The organism is Stenotrophomonas sp. SPM (assembly GCF_003105135.1).
Taxonomy (GTDB): domain Bacteria; phylum Pseudomonadota; class Gammaproteobacteria; order Xanthomonadales; family Xanthomonadaceae; genus Stenotrophomonas.
Window position 1 is genome coordinate 1 of the sequence record NZ_QETL01000167.1, and the last position, 4,832, is coordinate 4,832.

General features: G+C 66.7%; 3 protein-coding genes. All 3 read right to left on the reverse strand.

Annotated elements, in window-relative coordinates; all coding sequences use genetic code 11:
• Window positions 1-284: 284 nt before the first annotated feature.
• Window positions 285-1,493, reverse strand: a complete 1,209-nt coding sequence (locus tag DCO49_RS19355; protein ID WP_005416236.1) for an acetyl-CoA C-acyltransferase — start codon at window positions 1,491-1,493, stop codon at window positions 285-287.
• Window positions 1,494-1,584: 91 nt separating this feature from the next.
• Window positions 1,585-3,957, reverse strand: a complete 2,373-nt coding sequence (locus DCO49_RS19360) for a 3-hydroxyacyl-CoA dehydrogenase/enoyl-CoA hydratase family protein (protein ID WP_116865375.1) — start codon at window positions 3,955-3,957, stop codon at window positions 1,585-1,587.
• Between the two features lie 53 nt (window positions 3,958-4,010).
• The gene (locus DCO49_RS19365) at window positions 4,011-4,664 is read right to left on the reverse strand and encodes a TetR family transcriptional regulator (protein ID WP_079221619.1); all 654 of its coding nucleotides are present in this window, start codon (window positions 4,662-4,664) and stop codon (window positions 4,011-4,013) included.
• Window positions 4,665-4,832 lie beyond the last annotated feature (168 nt).

A 4,832-nucleotide genomic window follows, 5' to 3' on the forward strand; every position in this document is an offset into this window, starting at 1 on the left:
CACTTGTGGCGGTCATGCGGAAAATGCTGGTGATCCTAAATGCTCGCAAGCGGGACGCCGAGGTAGCCCTCGGCAGCCCCTGACAAGACAGTTGCTACTGCTTCTGCCTTTGCTCACCCTTCCGCCGCGGGGAGGCTGGGAGGGACGGGTTGGCAGGGCTGCCCGGGACCGTTGGCGCCATGGATGGCGCCACCGAGCCCCCATGGAGGGGTTCACGGCGTGTCCCGGGCAGTCCTGCCGACCCGGCCCACGCCATGAAGCCCAACGAGGCAACACTCTGAATCTTACAGCGCCTCGAAAATACCCGCCGCGCCCATGCCCGTGCCGATGCACATCGTCACCATGCCGTACTTCTGCTGGCGACGACGCAGGCCGTGCAGCAGGGTCGCGGTACGGATCGCGCCGGTCGCACCCAGTGGATGACCCAGGGCGATCGCGCCGCCCAGCGGGTTGACCTTGCTCGGGTCCAGGCCGCAATCGCGGATCACCGCCAGCGACTGCGCGGCGAACGCTTCGTTGAGCTCGATCCAGTCCAGCTGGTCCTGGGTCAGGCCGGCCTGCTTCAGTGCCTTCGGGATCGCGGCGATCGGCCCGATGCCCATCACTTCCGGGCGCACGCCGGCCACCGAGAAGCTGACGAAACGGGCCAGCGGGGTCAGGCCGTAATCCTTGATCGCCTGTTCCGAGGCCAGCAGCACCGCGCCGGCGCCGTCGCTCATCTGCGAGGAGTTGCCGGCGGTAACCGTGCCGCCGAACTGGCCGTTGCGGAACACCGGGCGCAGCTTGGCCAGGCCTTCGGCCGAGGAGTCCGGACGCGGGCCTTCGTCGGTGTCGGCAACCTTGTTGCGGGTGATGATGCGCTGGCCGTCGGCCAGGTCCGGCAGGTGCGAGACGATCTCGTACGGGCTGATCTCATCCTTGAACTCGCCGTTCTGGATGGCGGCCATGGCCTTCTGGTGCGAGGCGAGTGCAAAGGCGTCCTGGTCTTCGCGCGAGACCTTCCACTCTTCGGCCACCTTCTCGGCGGTGATGCCCATGCCGTAGGCGATGGCCACGTGGTCGTTGTCGAACACGCTCGGTGCCATCGCGATCTTGTTGCCCATCATCGGCACCATCGACATCGATTCGGTGCCGCCGGCCAGCATCAGGTCGGCGTTACCCAGGCGGATCGCGTCGGCGGCCTGCGCCACGGCCTGCAGGCCGGAGGAGCAGAAGCGGTTCACGGTCTGCGCGGCAATCGTGTTCGGCAGGCCGGCCAGCAGCACGCCGATGCGCGCCACGTTCATGCCCTGCTCGGCTTCCGGCATGGCGCAGCCGATGATCGCGTCATCGATGCGGTTGACGTCCACGCCCGGGGCCTGGGCGACGACGCTGCGCAGCACGTGCGCAAGCATGTCGTCGGGGCGGGTGTTGCGGAACATGCCCTTGGGCGCCTTGCCAACCGGGGTGCGGGTGGCGGCGACGATGTAGGCGTCCTGGATTTGCTTGGTCATTGCGGTGATCTCTCGAATAGGTTTTGTAGAGTCGAGCCATGCTCGACTGCCACAGCAGGTGGTGCCGGCCGCAGCCGGCACCCGCCATCAATCAGTTACGCAGCGGCTTGCCGGTCTTCAGCATGTGCGCGATGCGGGCCTGGGTCTTTTCCTGCTGGGCCAGTTCGACGAAGTGCTTGCGCTCCAGGGTCAGCAGCCACTCTTCGTCCACCAAGGTGCCGCGGTCGACCTTGCCGCCGCACAGCACGGTGGCGATGCGCTCGGCGATCTCGTAGTCGTACGGGCTGATGAAACGGCCTTCCAGCATGTTGACCAGCATCATCTTGAAAGTGGCGATGCCCACGTCACCGGCCACCTGGATGCGGCGTGCCGGCAGCGGCGGGCGGTAACCGGCTTCGGCCAGTGCACGTGCTTCGGCCTTGGCGATGTACAGCGCCTCGTAGCTGTTGAACACCACCTTGTCGGTGCTGCGCAGCAGGCCCAGTTCCTGGGCGTTGACCGCCGAGTTGGACACCTTGGCCATCGCCACGGTCTCGAAGGTCTTCTTCAGTTCGGCGAACACGTCACCGCCCGGGCCGGCCGCCTGCGAGGCACGCACGGCCAGTTCCTTCAGGCCGCCACCAGCCGGCAGCAGGCCGACGCCGGCCTCGACCAGGCCGATGTAGCTTTCCAGGAAGGCCACGGTCTTGGCGCTGTGCATCTGGAACTCGCAGCCGCCACCCAGGGCCAGGCCACGCACAGCGGCCACCACCGGCACCAGCGAGTACTTGATGCGCTGGCTGGTGCGCTGGAAGTTGGCGACCATCTCTTCGAACTGGTCGACCTTGCCGGCCTGCAGCAGGCCGAGCGCACCGGCCAGGTCGGCACCGGCGGAGAAGGGTTCCTTCTGCTGCCAGATCACCAGTCCCTGGAAATCCTTCTCGGCGCGGCTGACGCATTCCTGCAGGCCATCGAGCACCTGGTCGGAGACGGTGTTCATCTTGGTCTTGAAGCTGACCACGGCGATGCCGTCGCCGTCGTGCCACATGCGCAGGCCGTCGTTCTCGAACACGGTCTCGCCCGGCGCGAACTTCTCGCCCAGCAACGGATCCGGGAAGCGCTGGCGCTGGTACACCGGCAGCGCCGAACGCGGCAGCTTGGCGTTGCGCGACGGGCTGTAGCTGCCTTCGGCAGCGTGCACGCCGTCGCGGCCATCGAACACCCAGTCCGGCAGCGGGGCGCTGCTCATGCTCTTGCCGGCGACGATGTCATCGGCGATCCACTGTGCGACCTGCTTCCAGCCGGCGGCCTGCCAGGTTTCAAACGGGCCCAGCGACCAGCCGTAGCCCCAGCGGATGGCCAGGTCGACATCGCGAGCGGTCTCGGCGATGTCCGCCAGGTGGTAGGCGCTGTAATGGAACAGGTCGCGGAAGGTCGCCCACAGGAACTGCGCCTGCGGGTGCTGGCTTTCGCGCAGCTTGGCGAACTTCTCGGCCGGGTTCTTGATCTTCAGGATCTCGACCACTTCCGGTGCGGCGGTGCGGTCGGCCGGGCGGTAGTCCTGCTTTTCCAGGTCGAGAACCACGATGTCCTTGCCGACCTTGCGGAAGATGCCGGCGCCGGTCTTCTGGCCCAGCGCGCCCTTGGAAATCAGCGCGTCCAGCCACTTCGGCGACTTGAAGTACTCATGCCACGGGTCATTCGGCAGGGTGTCGCCCATGGTCTTGATGACGTGGGCCATGGTGTCCAGGCCGACCACGTCGGAGGTGCGGTAGGTGGCCGACTTCGGGCGGCCGACCAGCGGGCCGGTCAGGCCGTCCACTTCATCGAAGCCCAGGCCGAATTCCTGGGTGTGGTGGATGGTGGACAGGATCGAGAACACGCCAATGCGGTTGCCGATGAAGTTCGGGGTGTCCTTGGCGTACACCACGCCCTTGCCCAGGGTGGTGACCAGGAATGCTTCCAGGCCTTCCAGTACGGCGGCGTCGGTGGTGGTGGCCGGGATCAGCTCGGCCAGGTGCATGTAACGCGGCGGGTTGAAGAAATGCACACCGCAGAAGCGGTGGCGCAGCTGCTCCGGCAGCACGTCGGCCAGCTTGTTGATGCCCAGGCCCGAGGTGTTGGAAGCCAGCACCGCGTGGTCGGCCACGAACGGGGCGATCTTCTTGTACAGGTCCTGCTTCCAGTCCATGCGCTCGGCGATGGCCTCGATGATCAGGTCGCAGCCCTTCAGCTGGTCCAGCCCGGACTCGTAGTTGGCCGGGGTGATGGCTTCAGCCAGCGACTTGCTGGCCAGCGGCGCCGGGCTCAGCTTGCCCAGGTTGGCGATCGCCTTCAGCACGATGCCATCGGCCGGACCTTCCTTGGCGGGCAGGTCGAACAGCACGGTGTCGACGCCAGCGTTGGTGAGGTGGGCGGCAATCTGGGCACCCATGACGCCGGCACCCAGCACGGCGGCGCGGCGGACTAGCAGGGAATTGGACATGGTGTAGGGCCTTTGTTGGTCAGCAGTTACTGGGTGGGTCACACCCGGTGGAATCACGGGGAAGCGGGCAGGGCACTGCCGCGTGCGGCGGCGCGGAACCCGGCTTCGGCGAAATGGATCAGTTCATGGGCGGCATGGGCACGATGCGCCGCTTCGGTGACACCTGCGGGTCGCTTGATCAGGCCGAAATCTGCCATGGCGTAGGTGAGCGAACCGGCCAGGAAATCCAGGCGCCAGTACAGCTCTTCCTTGCTCAGGCCCGGCACGCACTCGGCGATGGCCTTGCCGAACGCGCGCAGCACGTGGCCGTAGTGGTCGGACAGGAACTTGCGCAGGTTGTCGTTCTTCTCGGCGTAGGCGCGGGCGATCACCCGCACGAAGGCGCCGCCGCTCTGCCGGTCCTGGGCCATGGCCAGGGCGGGCTCGACGAAGGCGGCCAGCACCGGGCGCAGCTGGCCGGGGTGCTCGCTGCGGGCGCGCTCGAGCTGGGCCAGGCGCACGCTGGTCATCTCGTCCATGCGCCGGCGGAAGACCTCGTTGACCAGGTTTTCCTTGGAGCCGAAGTGGTAGTTGACCGCCGCGATGTTGACGTCGGCCTGGCTGGTGACCTGGCGCAGGGAGGTGCCGGCGAAGCCATGCAGGGCGAACAGCTCCTCGGCGGCGCCGAGGATCCGGTCCTTGGTCGAGAAGTGGGCGGGCTTGGCCATGGGGTGGCGGACCTTAATCAAACGATTGTTTGATACTAGGACCAGACGGGGGCGTATGGCATTTTGCACTGCAGCAAAATGGCGGCGGCGGTCAGAATCCGCTCAGGTGGGTGAATAGGTGGGCCTGAACCTGTAGAGCCGAGCCCACGCTCGGCTGCTTCTCGGACC

Excerpts from the sequence above, each read along its gene's own strand:
- DCO49_RS19355 (WP_005416236.1), bottom strand. The coding sequence starts at position 1,493 with ATGACCAAGCAAATCCAGGACGCCTACATCGTCGCCGCCACCCGCACC.
- DCO49_RS19365 (WP_079221619.1), bottom strand. The coding sequence starts at position 4,664 with ATGGCCAAGCCCGCCCACTTCTCGACCAAGGACCGGATCCTCGGCGCC.
- DCO49_RS19360 (WP_116865375.1), bottom strand. The coding sequence starts at position 3,957 with ATGTCCAATTCCCTGCTAGTCCGCCGCGCCGCCGTGCTGGGTGCCGGC.